The organism is Streptomyces sp. NPDC104202 (assembly GCF_055584185.1).
This window is the reverse complement of record NZ_JBVJMN010000001.1, coordinates 41,077-55,571: the sequence shown is the minus strand read 5'-3', so window position 1 is coordinate 55,571 and position 14,495 is coordinate 41,077. Positions and strand designations below refer to the sequence as shown.

14 protein-coding genes and 1 pseudogene are annotated in these 14,495 nt (G+C 72.7%); 8 read left to right on the top strand and 7 right to left on the bottom strand.

Annotation, left to right across the window (positions count from 1 at the left end; translation table 11 throughout):
• Positions 1-137 precede the first annotated feature (137 nt).
• The gene (locus ACZ60W_RS00275) at positions 138-275 is read left to right on the top strand and encodes a hypothetical protein (protein WP_469753065.1); all 138 of its coding nucleotides are present in this window, start codon (positions 138-140) and stop codon (positions 273-275) included.
• Positions 276-371: 96 nt separating this feature from the next.
• Positions 372-1,133, top strand: coding sequence for a bestrophin-like domain (locus ACZ60W_RS00270; protein WP_469753064.1), 762 nt, complete (start codon positions 372-374; stop codon positions 1,131-1,133).
• A gap of 81 nt (positions 1,134-1,214) precedes the next feature.
• On the opposite strand, the gene ACZ60W_RS00265 is transcribed toward ACZ60W_RS00270, so the two are convergent.
• Positions 1,215-2,717, bottom strand: a complete 1,503-nt coding sequence (locus ACZ60W_RS00265) for an SDR family NAD(P)-dependent oxidoreductase (RefSeq protein ID WP_469753063.1) — start codon at positions 2,715-2,717, stop codon at positions 1,215-1,217.
• Between the two features lie 444 nt (positions 2,718-3,161).
• Here ACZ60W_RS00265 and ACZ60W_RS00260 point away from each other — a divergent pair, with 444 nt between their 5' ends.
• The gene (locus ACZ60W_RS00260; protein WP_469753062.1) at positions 3,162-3,884 is read left to right on the top strand and encodes a hypothetical protein; all 723 of its coding nucleotides are present in this window, start codon (positions 3,162-3,164) and stop codon (positions 3,882-3,884) included.
• Between the two features lie 94 nt (positions 3,885-3,978).
• Here ACZ60W_RS00260 and ACZ60W_RS00255 read toward each other — a convergent pair whose 3' ends face one another.
• Positions 3,979-4,905, bottom strand: coding sequence for an AraC family transcriptional regulator (locus ACZ60W_RS00255; RefSeq protein ID WP_469753061.1), 927 nt, complete (start codon positions 4,903-4,905; stop codon positions 3,979-3,981).
• 110 nt (positions 4,906-5,015) lie between these two features.
• Between ACZ60W_RS00255 and ACZ60W_RS00250 the strand changes: the two genes are divergently transcribed.
• Complete coding sequence (locus ACZ60W_RS00250) at positions 5,016-5,696, top strand: NAD(P)H oxidoreductase (protein ID WP_469753060.1); 681 nt, start codon at positions 5,016-5,018, stop codon at positions 5,694-5,696.
• A gap of 98 nt (positions 5,697-5,794) precedes the next feature.
• Here the strand turns inward: ACZ60W_RS00250 and ACZ60W_RS00245 are convergent, their stop codons facing one another.
• The gene (locus ACZ60W_RS00245) at positions 5,795-6,622 is read right to left on the bottom strand and encodes an alpha/beta fold hydrolase (RefSeq protein WP_469753059.1); all 828 of its coding nucleotides are present in this window, start codon (positions 6,620-6,622) and stop codon (positions 5,795-5,797) included.
• 66 nt (positions 6,623-6,688) lie between these two features.
• Between ACZ60W_RS00245 and ACZ60W_RS00240 the strand changes: the two genes are divergently transcribed.
• On the top strand, positions 6,689-7,144 hold the full coding sequence (locus ACZ60W_RS00240; RefSeq protein WP_469753058.1) for a MarR family winged helix-turn-helix transcriptional regulator: 456 nt from the start codon (positions 6,689-6,691) through the stop codon (positions 7,142-7,144).
• Positions 7,145-7,213: 69 nt separating this feature from the next.
• Here the strand turns inward: ACZ60W_RS00240 and ACZ60W_RS00235 are convergent, their stop codons facing one another.
• A complete protein-coding gene (locus ACZ60W_RS00235; RefSeq protein WP_469753057.1) occupies positions 7,214-7,978 on the bottom strand; it encodes an SCO4225 family membrane protein in 765 nt (254 codons plus the stop codon).
• 212 nt (positions 7,979-8,190) lie between these two features.
• The gene (locus tag ACZ60W_RS00230; RefSeq protein ID WP_469753056.1) at positions 8,191-8,907 is read right to left on the bottom strand and encodes a nitroreductase family protein; all 717 of its coding nucleotides are present in this window, start codon (positions 8,905-8,907) and stop codon (positions 8,191-8,193) included.
• A 266-nt stretch (positions 8,908-9,173) separates the two neighbouring features.
• On the opposite strand from ACZ60W_RS00230, the gene ACZ60W_RS00225 reads away from it, so the two are divergent.
• A complete protein-coding gene (locus ACZ60W_RS00225) occupies positions 9,174-10,538 on the top strand; it encodes a glycosyltransferase (protein WP_469753055.1) in 1,365 nt (454 codons plus the stop codon).
• Positions 10,539-10,615: 77 nt separating this feature from the next.
• Here the strand turns inward: ACZ60W_RS00225 and ACZ60W_RS00220 are convergent, their stop codons facing one another.
• Positions 10,616-11,197: a DUF4383 domain-containing protein gene (locus ACZ60W_RS00220; RefSeq protein ID WP_469753054.1), complete on the bottom strand. Its 582-nt coding sequence runs from the start codon at positions 11,195-11,197 to the stop codon at positions 10,616-10,618.
• A gap of 374 nt (positions 11,198-11,571) precedes the next feature.
• Here ACZ60W_RS00220 and ACZ60W_RS00215 point away from each other — a divergent pair, with 374 nt between their 5' ends.
• On the top strand, positions 11,572-12,030 hold the full coding sequence (locus tag ACZ60W_RS00215; RefSeq protein ID WP_469753053.1) for a VOC family protein: 459 nt from the start codon (positions 11,572-11,574) through the stop codon (positions 12,028-12,030).
• A 255-nt stretch (positions 12,031-12,285) separates the two neighbouring features.
• Positions 12,286-13,980 (top strand): serine/threonine-protein kinase, encoded by a 1,695-nt coding sequence (locus ACZ60W_RS00210; protein WP_469753052.1) that lies wholly within the window; start codon positions 12,286-12,288, stop codon positions 13,978-13,980.
• Positions 13,981-14,067: 87 nt separating this feature from the next.
• Here the strand turns inward: ACZ60W_RS00210 and ACZ60W_RS00205 are convergent.
• Positions 14,068-14,244, bottom strand: a pseudogene (locus ACZ60W_RS00205) (ABC transporter permease); the annotation flags it as partial.
• Positions 14,245-14,495 lie beyond the last annotated feature (251 nt).

The following is a 14,495-nucleotide window of genomic DNA, read 5'->3' as shown; positions in this document are numbered from 1 at the left end:
ATGCTGCTCCGACACCTCCGTCCCCCGCGTCGCCGCCGGCAGCCGTCCCCGAAGAGCTCCCGCCGGATGCGTCGACGCCGGGTCTCACGATCCCCGCCCGGGCGCAAGCGCCCAAGGGGTTCCGGTGGGAGCCGCGCGTGCACTACACGGGCGGCCCGTCCCGTCCCGCTCCGGCCACGCTCTCGATGACCATGTCCACGGTCGTGATCACCCTGCCGGCCGTTCTGGCGGCGGCCGCCCTGCGTCCCGGGGCCCGCCGACGCGGCCGCGGCTGACCCTCTGTCCCACCCGGCCGCGGCGCCCTTCGACCGGCCGACCGCGTCCGACCCCCGTACCGCTGCACATCACCTCGTTCGTCCTGGAGTTGCGTCATGCCGGAATGGCTCGTCTACACCCTGGCCTCGGTCCTGGTCTGCGTTCTCGTCGTCACGGCGACCGTCCTGCGGCACCGCCGCGTCGCCGTCGACGAAGACACCTCCGAGACACCGGACGTGCTGGAGTACATGGTCATGATGGTCGGCGTCGTCTATGCCATCGTGCTCGGACTGGCGATCGCCGGCGTGTGGGAGGCCCGTACCGCGGCCGAGGACACCGTCCAGCGCGAGGCCCAGGCCCTGTACGAGATCGATCAGCGCCTGGACGTCTACCCCGACGCCTTCCGGACGCGGATCAAGGAGCACATCGACGCCTACGCCCGGCACGCGGTCACCGCCGAATGGCCGGCTCTGAAGGACGACCTGCCCGTCGACGGCACCGGTGCCGAACTGCTCGGCCGCATCCGGAGCGACATCGCTCACCGCACCCCGGCCGACGAGCTCCAGGCGCAGGCCTATCAGCCGCTCCTCGACCAGGTCGCCGCCGCGGACGACGCCCGTCACCAGCGCCTGGACACCTCCGGCACCACTCTGCCTCCCGCCCTCTGGTTCGGCCTCGTGGCCGGCGCCCTGGTCACCCTCGGACTGCTGTACACCCTGCAGATCCGCCGCTCCGCCCGCGAACTGCTGCTGGCCACCACCTTCAGCGCCCTGGTGGTCTTCCTGCTCTTCCTCGTCTGGAGCTTCGACGCGCCCCTCGGCCACTCCGGAACGGACTCCGCCCAGCCGTTGAGCGACCTGCTGACCACGGCCGTCTGACGAGGGCAGCGAAGCCGCCCGGCTCACGCCGCCCGAGGGCGCGGCATGAGCCGGGTGCGCTGCGACGCCGGCCGGGGAGGGTCACCACGGGACGCACCGGTAGTCCTTCAGGAGGGTGCCGTGGAGAGGCGCTCCGGCCTGCCCCCGGACGATGGGGTGGTAGATGCGAGCCGCGCCGTCGACGACGTCCAGGGGCGTGCGCCATCCGGTGGCGGCGTGCCGTTCCCGGGCAGGGAGGGGCTTCTCGTCGGTGACCCAGCCGGTGTCGACACTGCAGGTGTGGATGCCGCGGGCCGCCAGATCGGCGGCGCTGGTGCGGGTGAGCATGTTCAAGGCCGCTTTGGCCATGTTGGTGTGGGGGTGATTCCCCGTCTTGTTGCGGACGTCGAAATGGCCTTCCACGGCGGAGACGTTGATCAGGTAGCGGTGGGAGCGGGGAGAGGCATCGAGCAGGGGGAGCAGGCGGTCGGCGAGCAGGAAGGGCGCCACCGCGTTGACCAGCTGGACCTCCATCAGTTCCACGGGGTCGACCTGGCCCAGCCGGAGCGTCCAGGAGTTCCCGGAGGCCGTCTCGGTGAGCAGGCCCGCCTCGTCGACCGCGGCCGGTGGCTCAGGGGCGGCCGCCGGTTCGATCGCGGTGTGCGTGGCGCCGGCGAGGGTGCGGGGTGTGGCGGGCCGTGGGGTGAGTTCCGCCGTCCACGGCAGGGGTGCGGTGCGGGGGCCGGGTGAGGCGAAGCTCGGTGCGGTCCATATCCGAGCGGCGGGGAGCGAGGCGTGAGCCGTCTCCGCGGCGGCGAGCGCGGTGTAGGCCCGCGGGGAGCGGCGCAGGGTCTGGGCCGCGTTGTTGATGAGGATGTCCAGGGGCAGGCCCTGGGAGAGGAGGTGATCGGTGAAGGCGAGGACTTGCCGGGGGTCGCGCAGGTCCAGGGCGGCGATGTGCAGCCGGTGCCACCAGTCGGCTGCTCCGGGCGCGGCCGCGAAGCGGCGCACCGCGTCGTGGGGGAATCGGGTCGTCACGGTGAGCTGGGCACCGTCCCGCAGAAGCATCAGAGCCGTCTGGTAGCCGATCTTGACACGTCCGCCGGTGAGCAGCGCGCGCCGGCCGGTCAGGTCGGTGCCGGCCGAGCGGTGGGCGAGGTTCTCGTCGGCGCACGCGGGGCACAGCTGGTGGTAGAAGTGATGCACTTGGCGGTAGTGGTTCTTGCAGACGTAGCAGCGTCGAGGGCGATGCAGCAGCCCGGGGGACTCGCCGCCGTCCGGCGACCCCTGCGGCTGTGTGTCTCCCGTACGGGAGTCGCTCGACGGTGCGCTCCCGTCGCGCGGGGTGAGACTGCGTCCGGGCGTGGTGTCGGTGGCCAGTGCGGCGTCCATGATGCGGTCGGGGGCGCCGGTCGCGGTGGCGGCCAGCAGTTTCGCATCGGCTCCGGCGCGTTCCGCGCGGGCCTGGGCGCGGCGTCGGTGGCGTCCGTCGCGGACGAGGTCGCGGGCGGCCCGTTCGAGCAGGTGGCGCTGGGCGTCATCGAGCGGCAGCTGTCGTGCCTGGTGCAGCAAGTCCAAGCAGGTTTGCGTGAGTTCACTGTCCATGGAATGCCCTACGTGTGTCATTTCTTCAGCGGTTCTCGCGGCCCGACACGCCGGTGTCGACGGGGACCGAGGGGCGTGGCGTCGCGGAAGGACGAGGAGGGCATACCGGCGACACCCGGCACGTCCCGGCGCCCGTTGGCGATGTTCAGGATCATCGCACCGTCGACGGGGGAGGCGCGTGTCCGTTTCCGCGGCCTTCCGGCCGGTCGGAGGGCGAACGACGCCGAGAGGCGTTCCTGAACCAGACCCCGGTCATGCCGTCCTGGGAATTGCCCTGGGCCGCTTCCCGTCGACGGCCGTCGTGATGCGGTGCGGTCAACTGGCGTGTACGGCAAGGGCTTTACGGCCCTTAGCCGTTATCGTTCCGGCACATCTGCCGCAACGGGCCCGAAGAGCGGTCTCGTTGCGGCGGCCGTCGCGAACGAACGCTCAGGGGGCAGTCGCATGACCATCATCTTCGGGGGAAACTTCCTCTCCGACCGGACCTGGTCGGACGCGCGCGCACAGCTTGCCGCGGTGGACCGGGCGGCATGCCCGGAGGACGCCCGGTGGGGTCTCTGGGAGGAGCCGGGCGAGGACTCGATCCTGAGCGTCCAGGACAGCCTGGACAGGCCCCTGCTGGAGAAGCTGGGGGATGTGCTCGACATCCAGGTGGCGGTGCTCGGCACCTACGGGAGGGCGAGCGGGGCCACGGGTCTCCTGGGGGTGACCGCGGGCGGCGCCGAGAAGGACCTGACCCACGACTCGGCCGATGGGATACGGGCCTGGCGCGCCGCCAACCCCGGCTGCCGGTTCGCCGTGACGGTGCGGGTCACGGCCGGCCGGGACATGAAGTGGCCCGGCTGTCTCGTGGAGATCCTGGTGCACGAGCTGGCCGCGCACGCGGAGCCCTTCGTGGACTTCCTGCTGGCCGAGAGCCTCGTCGTCGGCTGCGGCGTGCTGGACTCGGAGGCGGAACAGCACCGGCAGCTGCACGAGGGCAATCCCCGCTATCGGCTGCTGGGGGCGTGCTACCTGGAGCGGTTCCCGGAGGAGGGCGACGGGCCCGAGTTCTGCAGCCGCATGTTGATGGACAACGCCGCCCGGTCGACCCTGCCCCCCGGCCTCGGGCTCACGGCGGCCCGGTTCGCGGGGAACGACGGCAGCGGCCCGGAGGGAACGGTCTGACCCGCCCGGACCTTCGCGGCCTCCGGCACGACGCCTCGGTGTCGTGCCGGGCTCCGGGGCGGGGTGACCGAGCCGCGGCGGCCGGGTGCCGGACTCACGCCGCCGCGGCGCGGAAGGTGCTGGGGCTGAGGCCCCTGTGACGCTTGAAAGCGGCGCTGAAGCCGAAGGCGTCGGCGTAGCCGACGGTCCTGGCGATCTGGGCGATGCTGAGGTCGGTGTCGGCCAGGAGCGCCGCGGCGTCGTCCATGCGGCACTCCGTGAGGTACGCGAGGGGCGGACGGCCCATCAGCTCGGTGAAGCGGCGCGCGAACAGGGCCCGGGAGACGCCGGCCTGGGCGGCCAGCGAGGCGACCGTCCAGCCCTCGGCGGGCCGCCCGTGGAAGGCGTGCAGGGCGGGGGCGAGGACCGGATCGGCGAGGCCGCGGTACCAGCCGGGCGCGTCGGCGCCCGCCTGGTCGAACCAGGTGCGCAGGGTGCAGACCAGCGCCCAGTCGAGGAGCCGGTCCATCAGCGCCTGCGAACCGGCGGAGAGCCGGGCCGCGTCGGCGGCGGAGCTCTCCAGCCAGGCGCAGGTCTCGGCGTCCTCGGTGATGACCAGGACGTCGGGCAGCGCCCGCAGGAGCCGTTCGTGGCGATGTCCCGAGGCGCGGTACGCGCCCACGATGAGCGCCGTCGCCCCTTCCGTGCCGGTGCCCCAGTGGATGCCGTCGAGTTCCCGGCCGGTGCACGCGGCATCCGCGAAGCAGTTGATCTCGTACGCGGAGTGGGGACGGTGGACGGTGTCCGGCCGGTCCGCGAGGCGGAACCGTGCGGGGCCCCGGACGACGGCCGTGTCGCCCGCACCGATCGCGCGCTCGGTGCCGTCGGACAGAAGCAGCGTGCCGCCTCCGCGCAGCACGCTGACCATGGTGAGCGGGGCGGCGTCGGCGAAGGTGATGCTCCAGGGTGCCGTCAGGACGGCATGGCTGACGACCGAGCCCTCGGCCCGGATGCCGCTCAGGAGTGAACTCAGGGGATCCACCGCGCAATCGTAGACGATCTCCTATGTCGGGGAGAGTTTCTCCCATGGATCATCCACGAGGCTGCGGTTGTACTGGACTCACCGAACAGACCGAGCTCTCGGGAGACACCGTGCCGCAGCACAGCAGTGACACCAGGACGGCCCTCGTGGTCGTCGCCCACCACCGCAGCGATTCCCTCACCGCCCACACCGCGCGCCGGGCGGCGGCCCGGCTCGAGGCCGTCGGCTACCGCATCGACCTCCTCGACCTGCACGCCGAGGGGTTCGACCCGCGGATGACCGTGGAGGACCAGCCGGACTGGGGCAACCGGGAGAAGCCGTACTCGGACGAGACGCACGCCCACATGCGGCGGATTCTCGACGCCGACGTCGTGGTCGCGGTCTTCCCGGTCTACTGGCAGAGCGTGCCCGCCGTCCTCAAGGGATGGATCGACCGCGTCTGGAACTACGGCTTCGCCTACGGCCGCAGCAAGCCCCGGCTGGCCGGCAAGCGCATGCTGTGGCTGGCCCTGGCCGGCGCCACCGCCGACGACCCCGTCGCGGAGTCGATGCATGCCGTCCTCGAAGCCAACCTGAGCGACGGCATCGCCTACTACTGCGGTTTCTCCCGCTCCACCGTGGGCCTGCTCCTGGACGCCGAGGACCGACCGCAGCGCATCGACGCCGACGGCAACCTCCTGGTCGGCGATGCCGTCGCCGGCGCCGAACGGGAAGCGCAGTACACCGACTTCGACCGTCGCGCACAGAGGTTCCTGGAGGAGTTCCTCGCGGACGACTTCGTCACCGTCTGAGAGCCCGCGCGGCTCGTGCCGTCCCGGCGGCCGGTGCCCCCGGCTCTCCCGCACGGGACGCGGGGGAGCCGGCCCGGCGCGTGCCGACGGCGCCGGAATCAGTTCAGGAAAGCCGTCAGCCGGCCGTTCAACCGCCCCGGATCGGTGAGCGGCAGAGAGTGGTGGGTGGCTCCGGGGAGCACCGCCACCTCGCCGTGCGCGAGCATGCGGCCTGCTCGGGCGGCGACTCGGGCGGCGTCGTGGGCGCGACTGCGTTCCGCGAGGAGGACGAGGACGGGCATGGCGAGGTCGGTGGTCCGGGGGCGGGTGCCGGCGACGAGTTTCCGGCCGGGAACGGTGGTGGCCAGAGCGTAGAGGCGCTGCCAGGTCTCGTCCGGGTGCGTGCCTGCCGTCTCCCAGGCCAGGAAGGAGCGGGCTCGGGTCTCGCTCGGGCGCACCAGGGTGGGGAGCGCGCGCAGAAGGTAACGGAGGCGGAACCCGGCGAAGACCTGGGTGGGGTCCACGAGGGCGAGGCGGCTCACCCGCTGGGGGGCGTGCAGTGCGTACCTGGTGGCCAGCCAGGCGCCGTACGAGTGGCCGCACAGGTGCGCGCGGGCCAGCCCGAGGCCGTCCAGGAGTGCGTCCAGCCAGGCCGTCAGGTCGTCGGCGGTCTTCAGCCGTATGCCCCGGCGTTCGGTGCGGCCGGCGTCGCCCAGCAGATCCACCGCATGGACCCGGTGACGCTCGCCCAGGACCGGCGCGTTGGCGAACCAGCTGAGGCCGGTGGCGGAGCCGCCCGGCAGCAGCACCAGGGGGCTGCCGTCCGGCGGTCCGTACACATGGACCCGGGTGCGCCCGTACGGCGTGGCGACGTCGTGCTCCTCCGTGGATGCGGGCCAGCGGAGGCGGAGTTCGTCGTAGGCGAGGTCGAAGGAGGGCAGGGACACGAAGATTCCTCTCGCTGGGCGATAATCTCGTTCAGCGAGATATTAGGCCCACGTCGAGGAGGACGGATGGACGATCAGAGCCCGGAGAGGGAACTGGTCCACCTGCTGCGCGCGGTCACGGTGGAGTTCGACCTGCTCGGGGCGGAGTTCGCCGCGCGCCACGGACTGCATCCCACCGACGTGCGGGCCCTCATCCACCTGCTGGACGCGGCCCGCTCCGGTACGCGGGCCACGCCCGGGTGGCTGGGCGAGCAGTTGAGACTGAACTCTGCCGGGACCACTGCCCTGGTGGACCGGCTGGAGCGGCTCGGCCTGGTCCGGCGGAACAGGGACACGGCGGACCGGAGACGCGTGCTGCTGGAGGTCGAGGAGAAGGCCCACGCACTCGGGTGGGCCTTCTTCGGGCCGGTGATCGGCGAAGTCGTGGCGGCCGCGAAAGGCTTCGGGGCGGGCGAGTTGGAGACGGTGCGTCGTTTCCTGTCCGCCGTACTGGAGTCCGCCGGGCGGGCGGGTGCCCGCTGAGGTCCGGCCGAGCCGAGGGCCGAACGACTGGCGGCCCGTCAGGTCTCCGAGGTCGGGCGACGCGGCTGGCTAGGAGCTGGTGGCCGAGCGCGGTTCCCTCGCCCGCAGCCTGCGGGCGAGGCGGCCGAGCAGGACGGCGTTGACCAGCCCGGACAGCACCACCCCGAGGGAGAAGACCAACGGGGCGAGCCAGGTGTTCGAGGAGAGGTACTCGACGGGTGACGACAACGCCATCGCGACGAAACTGAACGGCGCCGTGGCCATGAGGGGCCAGATGCCGGCGAACCCGGGATCCGGCAGCACGAACGCGGCGCACAGGAAGAAGCCCAGCGCCGCTGCGACGACGGCGAGGTACCCGCGTGCGAGCCAGTTGTCCACGGCGGGCGCCAGCAGGGCGCGGACCTTCTGCGGACGCGTGCCCGCGGGCACCGTCCGGTCGGCTCCCTGCCGCTCAGCCGGGGCAGGTATCCGAGGGTGGGGCTCGCGCGCGCCGTCCGAGGCGGCGGTCCCGGTTCTCGTGGCGAGGGCGCCGATCACGGCAGCGTTCACGAAGGCGCACAGGAGGAGCCACACGGCGAACACGGCGACCGCCGTCACCTCGGCCGCACCGTCGACCTCGGCGCCGGGGTCGAGCGGCAGGAAGAGGCACAGGAAGGAAAGGGGGGCCGTCAGCACCAGGGGGCTGCCGGCCACGGGGGCGTCCGGGAGGAGGAACATCACGATGAAGGAGACGGAGAAGACCGCCAGATAGCCCCGGGCGGCCCAGTTGCCCGTAGCGAGCGCGACGAGCCGGCGCAGGCGCGGGACGCGGCGGGAGCGGGACGCAGTCGGCATCGGTTGTTTCCTCACATCGGTCCGTTGGTGATCACCACGGTGGACCACCGGTCGCCCGCGGGCATGAGTACGGGTACTCACCCGTACTCCGGCGTCCTACCGGTCGTGCCCACCGCGCACTCGGCCCACCGCGTGGCCAGGCTGCTCGACGGTCGTCCCGCAGGCGCTTCCTGATGACGCACGCGGTGAACCGGGCCGCGCCTTCTCGGGACCTACCAGCGGTCGCGGTGGACGACCTCGGAGACCGGGCGCCGGCTCACCGGCCCGAAGTTCCCCATGGGCCGGCCGACGGGGATCGCGGCGAAGGTGCGCATGTCCTCGGGTATGCCGAGGGCCTGCTTCCACTCCTCCTCCAGCATCAGGTGCCAGATGGTGATGTTCGCCGCGAGGCCGAGGCCGCGGGCGGCCAGCAGGAGGTTCTGGACGCCGGGGTAGACGCACGATCCTTCCGCGAGGGCCATGAAGCGGTCCTGCGTCTCCATCATCCGCTGGGTCGCCGCCGGGCCGAGGGCCGCCGCGGAAGCGAGGTAGCCCTCCTCGGTCACGCGCGGGGCGGGGAACTGATAACAGGGGATGACCAGCACGGGGGTGTCGGCGAAGTGGTCGCGCTGGTACTCGATCGCCGCGACCATCCGGCCGTAGGCGGTCTCGTCCATCCCCGCCGGAGCGAGCGCGCCCGTCGTGGCGAGGTAGGCGTCGACACAGCGCTTCCACAGCGGAGCCAGGCGCGCCATGACCTCCCGGTCGGTCACGACCACGTACTCGAAGCGCTGCATGTTGCCGCCGCTGGGCCCCCAGACCGCAGCCTGGACGAGCTGCTCGACAAGCTCCTCGGAAACCGGATCCGGCTTGATGCGGCGCATGGCGCGCATGGTGGACATGATGTCGAAGAGACGCGGATCGGTGTCCGCACCGGTGAGATCGATCATGATCGCGGAGTGTAGACCCCGTCTTCGCACGGGTCGAGACGCGGTGGCGACCGGCGAAGGAGTGCCACGGAGGACTGCGCAGCGCGGCGTCGCGATCACGGCCGCGTCGTGGCCGGCCGGCGTCCGGGCCGTGCTCGTGCGTCCGGGCCGTGCTCGCGGACGAGCAGGCGGACCCGCCGAGATCCGGCGACGCTGCATCCGACGGCGCCGACGGGGACGAAACCACCGGCATGGAGCCATCAGCCCCGAGGGCACGACCTGCGCGGGTGGTCGTCATCAGCCCCCCGTTCGCCTCCCACGCCCAACCCCTTTCCGTACTGGCCGGAGCGCTGGCCCGAACGGGCACCGACGTCGTCTTCGCCTGCGGCCCGGACTTCAAGGGCTTCGCACAGCGTGCGGACGTGAGGTTCGCGCCCCTCACCGTCACGCGGAACGCGAACACCGGGGTGGCCCGGAACACCCCGCAGGCGGCCGCCGAGCGCGACCGTCTCGACGAGTTCCTCGACTCCACCCGCCGCGGAGCCGTCTCCGCCCTGCTCACGCAGTGCCGCCACCGCAGCCAGGACATGCTGCCGGACCCGGAGGGCACGCTGGCACGGATCCGTGCCCTGCACGCCCGGCTGACGCCCGACTGGTACGTGGTCGACCAGCTGAGCTACCCCGTCACGCTCGCCCTGCACTGCCTGGGACTGCCCTATGCCACCTTCTGCCCGGGCCACCCCACGTACGTTCCCGCTTCCGAGCACGCGCTCTTCGGTGTGCCGTACGCGTGGCCTGAGGCGATCCGCCCCTCCGCCGGCGACCTTGCGGAGCTGCGGAGCGCGGCACGGGCCGTCGACACGACGTTCACCCGGCGCTTCGCGGAGACGGCACGCCGCCACGCTCCCGACGCTCCCCCTCCCGGCCGTGCCTTCGCCCTCAGCTCACCGCAGGCGGTGGTGTTCAACTATCCCGAACTTCCCTGGCTGCCCCGTCGCCCGGAGAACGGCACGGTGTTCCTCCACGGAGGACACTGCGTCCCCGCCGCGGAGCCGGGACCGGGAGCGGACTGGGAGGCCGTCCTCGGACGGCTCAGGGCCGCGCGGCGGCGTGTGGTGCTCATCGCCCTCGGCACGTTCCTCTGCGCGCGCGACGACGTCCTCGCGCTCCTCGTGAGGAGCCTGCGGACCCACCTGCCCGACGCGGCCGCGATCGTGGCGGCGGGCGACCGGGCGCCGGCCTTGGCGCACCTCGCGGGACCCGAGGTCCACATCGACGAGGCCGTGCCCCAGCGCTGGCTCCTCGGGGAGGTGGACGCGGTCGTCCACCACGGCGGGAACAACTCCTTCACCGAAGCGCTGGCCGCCGGTACGCCGGCTCTCGTCCTGCCCTTCTCCAGCGACCAGTTCGCCATCGCCCACGACGCCGAACGGGCCGGGGTGGCCCTGTGTCTCGACCCGTCGCGACTCGACGGGACGACGGCCGCGACGGCCCTCCGGCGCCTGCTCGAAGAGCCCCTGCCCGGCCTGCGGACCTGGTCGCGCGAGGTGGGGCGACGGGGCCCCGACTGGATGGCACGGAGACTCACGGAAGCGATGGCGCCGGACCGGCGCGCACGGACCGTCGAGCCGGGCGCCACGCCCGTGCCCTGACGCCCTTGAGGAGGGGGCCGAGCGGGACGTCATGTGACCGGTGCGGACAGGGGCGGTGGTGCCCCTGTCCGCATTGGTCACTCGCCCTGCGACGCAGTGGACGGGGATGTGCCCCGACGCGCCGGGGACCCGGTGTGGTCCGTCCCCGCTGCGATCGCGTGGGTGGCCCGCCGACGCGCGAGCGACTCCGCGGCCGCCTCACGCGGATGGCGGCGCTGCCAGTAGGGGTTGTCGTGGGACAGCTTGCTGGACACGCGGCCGTACATCCCGAACGTGACGATCAGCAGGCCCATCACGAAGCTGAACATGACGTTGCTCATGCCGAAGTCGAGGAAGTTCGCCGGCCGGTCGAGTACGAAGAGGTGGTAGAACCCGCTGAGCAGGAACGAACCGCCCACGATCACGTTCACGGTGGAGGCGATGTTCCCCCCGACCACGGCGGCCCCGAGGAGGACCAGTCCCACCACCAGCGAGATCACGCTCAGGGCGGTGTTGGTCGTCATGCCCGCGATCCGGTCGCCGGACGTGTCGAAGGGGCTGAGCGCGTCGGCGAAGCCGAGACAGCCGAACACGAGCAGGATGCATCCGCAGAGCGCGGCGCCCCAGCGGTACACCGTGGCGAGATGGTGATCCACGGGAAGTTCGTCTTTGAGTCGCACGATCGATCCCCAATCCGTCCATCGCCCGTGGGTACCCCGCAGGGGTACCGGGCGGGCAGCGACACCACGAGGCGCCGTCATGGCCCTTTGCCTCCTTTCCCGACGCGTCGCCCTACGGATGCGCCTCGGCGTCCGGAGCGGCGCCTTTCACCCTTCCGCCCGAGCGCCCTCCGCGCGGCCGCGCCTCCAGGGATCCCGGTACGCACGGCGCATCCGAGGGGCTGCCTTCGGGAGAAGAGAGAGTACGGACGAGCAGCGAAGCCGATCCCACGCAGGACGTGGATGCGAACCCCGGACGTATCGGGACGCCGCTCGGGAGCGACCGACGGAATGCGGCCCCGAGAAGGTGCCCACGCCCCACAGAGGAGGGCGTCATGACGAACACAGCGCGGGTGACCAGAGGCGCCGGAGTGGTGAGCGAGCCGGAACCCGCCGGGGTCGTGGCCGCGGATCTCCACGCCTACCTCAGCTACCGGGACACCGACGCCGCCCTCGCCTGGCTCACGGCGGTCGGATTCGAGCTCGTGCGCCGCCAGGACGCCGAGGACGGTTCCCTCGCGCACGCCGAGATCCGATGCGGGGACGTGGTCCTCATGGTGGCCGGCGCGCACGCCGAGTACAGCAGGCCGGCCCTTCACGGCAGCAGCACGGGGAGCGGCCTGTACCTGTGTCTCCCGTCGCCGGCAGCCGTGGACCGGTGGTACTTCCACGCGGTGTCCGCCGGCGGCGTGCCGGTCATCGAGCCGGAGGCCACCGAGTGGGGCACCCGGCGCGCTCGCGTCCTCGACCCGGAGGGGCACGAATGGAGCGTGGGAACCTATCGGCCGGGCTGATCCGGGAGATCTGGAGGAAGGGCCGTGCTCCCCGGGCCCGGCACCGGCCCTGCGGCGGCAGGGGACGCGGGTCACGGCCTCCTGCCCGGTAGCCGACTCGGAGCGCCGGCCGCACGTCGGGCGCTGACCGGCGACAACGACACGGCCTCGTAGCCGCGTGCGACACGGCCCCGTGGCCGCGCCCGCCCACCCGGGCCGGGTCACGGACTGGGCCCGGTCCGGCCCGCCACTCGTCAGCGCCTACGATGACCGCCCATGAGCACGAATGACGACCGAAGACCTCTGGTCGACGGACGCTTCCGACTGATCTCCCGACTCGGCAGCGGCGGCATGGGCACCGTCTGGCGCGCCCGTGACATCGCCCTCGACCGCGACGTCGCCCTGAAGGAGGTCCGCCCGCCCGACCCCGCCGTCGAGGACGCGAACCCCGGATTCGCCGCGCAGCTGCGCGAACGCGCCGTCCGCGAGGCCCGCGCCCTGGCCAGGCTGTCGAACCCGCACGTCGTGACGATCCACCACATCATCGAGCCGCAGGACGGCTCGCACCCGTGGATCGTGATGGAGCTCGTCGAGGGCAGCTCCGTGTACGACCGGCTCGCCGCGGGCCCGATGCCGGTCCCCGAGGTGCTCGCCCTCGGCCGTCAGGTCCTCTCCGCACTGCGCGCCGCGCACGCCGCCGGCATCCAGCACCGCGACGTCAAACCCGCCAACGTACTGCTCCGCCACGCGGGCGAGGCCGTACTCACCGACTTCGGCATCGCCGCGTTCGACGGTGCCACCTCCCGGCTCACTTCCACCGGCGACCTGATCGGCTCGCCGGAGTTCATCGCCCCCGAGCGGGTCCGCGGCGAGGAGGGCAACCCGGCCTCCGACCTGTGGTCGCTCGGCATGCTCCTCTACGTGGCGGCCGAGGGCCACCACCCGCTGCGCCGCGCCACCAGCCTCGCGACCGTGGTCGCGGTGCTCGACGAGCCCATCCCCGTCCCCGTGCGGTCCGGCGCGCTGGGGCCCGTACTGACCCGCCTCCTCGTCCGCGACCCGGCGCAGCGCCCGGACGGGGCGCTCCTGGACCGGCTGTTGGCGGAGGCCGAGAACGGCGCGGCGGGGTCTCCTGCCCACGCCGCCGTCTCCGCCGTTCCCTCCGCGCCCGTCGCCGCCCCCGCCGGCCACGGCCCGTTCGCGCCGCCTGCGTCGTACCCGCATCCCGCCTACGGCCCGCCCGCCGCTCCCGGCACTGGCTTCGGGCCGCCGACGCTGCCCACCCCCGCGCCCGCCAACCCGCGCAAGCGCGTCGCGGGCGTCGCCGTCGGCCTCGTGCTGGCCGCCGCCGCCGTGACCGGCGTCGTGAACCTGATCCCCGACGGCGACGACGGCACCGGCGGAACCACCGGGGCGAAGGGCGGCGTCTCGCCGAGCGGTGCCGTACGCACCCCCGGGCAGGACTCGGGCACGGGCGCGGTCCCGTCCACGTCCGCGCCGGCCCCCGCGGTCCGCGGCAGCCTCCTCACCACCGCCAACGTCCGTACGGTCATCGAGGAGTTCCGCAAGGTGAGCGGCACCACGACCATCAAGGACCTGACCGTCTACGAGGAGTACGCCCTGGCGAACATCCCGACCCGGCCCGGCGCGAAGACCTACGACGCGTACGAGTACCGGGCCGGCGTGGCCAGGAAGACCGGCCCCGGCGGCACCATCAGCGCCGACGACGCCGACGAGCAGCCCTTCGACGTGTCCACGATGCCCTGGGACAGCCTCCCCGCGCTGATGAAGCGCGGCGAACGCGACCTCAAGGTGGACGCCCCCACGTCGCGCTACGTCATCGTCGACCGCTGGACCTTCAACGACGACCGGCCGACCCTGCGCTTCTACCTCAGCAACGAGTACCAGGCGAGCGGCTACCTCGCCGCCGACGCCTCCGGCAAGGTCGTGTCCACCCTGCCCGCGTCCTGAGACCGACGCCCTTGCGGGCCGCAGCCGCCCGCAAGGGCCCCTCGGGGCCCGAACCTGCCCCACGGCCCGGCACTCGTCGCCCGGCGCTCACGCCGCGTTGAGCGCCACCGTCGGGTGGAGGCGGGAGGCGCGGATCGCCGGATAGAGACCGGCGACCATTCCGATCAGGAGGGTGGCGGCCAGGCCGCCCGCGAGGGACCAGGGCGGGACGACCGCCGTCCAGCCCTGGAACCGCGCGAAGCCGTACGTCGCGGCCGCGCCGAGGGCACGGCGCAGCCCGGCCCAGCATGAGCGTGGTCAGGCCCTTGTCGGCCGTTGTCGGGATCAGGGACGAGCCGAGCTGAGTGAACGTGCCCCGGAGGACGAGCCAGGGGGGCCACACTGAAGGATGTCGCGGTGGAGGTCATCGTGGTGCTGCTGGTCATGGTCGTGGGATCGAGTCTGAAGGTAGCTCGACCGCGCCCTGCATGGCAGGTGGCGAGAAGAATCTCGTGCCGAGGGCCCGGTCCGGGCGA